Source organism: Belnapia sp. AC561 (genome assembly GCF_979252845.1).
In genome coordinates this window covers 1-229 of record NZ_CEEDBP010000560.1, presented here as the reverse complement: position 1 = coordinate 229, position 229 = coordinate 1, and the positions used below count along the sequence as shown (strand labels likewise).

Annotated in this window: 1 pseudogene; it reads right to left on the bottom strand. The window is 58.1% G+C overall.

The features are described from left to right. Positions 1–229: pseudogene (locus AC0IW9_RS32255) on the bottom strand (hypothetical protein); the annotation flags it as partial.

Here is a 229-nt window from a genome sequence, read left to right as displayed (position 1 = left end):
GTGCAGGCCGAACACGAAGGGCCTGATGATCAACGCAACCAGCGCCATCCACAGCAGTTCGTTGCGGTGTTCGGCGAAGAACGTACGTGCGTCGGTGGTCGCCTGGGCCATGTCGATCAACTGGCCGAGAAAACTGAACAACGCCACTTCGATCAACGCTGCGAAGAAGCCGATCACCAGCACGGCGATCATCAACGGCCAGACCTGTTTGAGGTAATGGGCGTAGAAC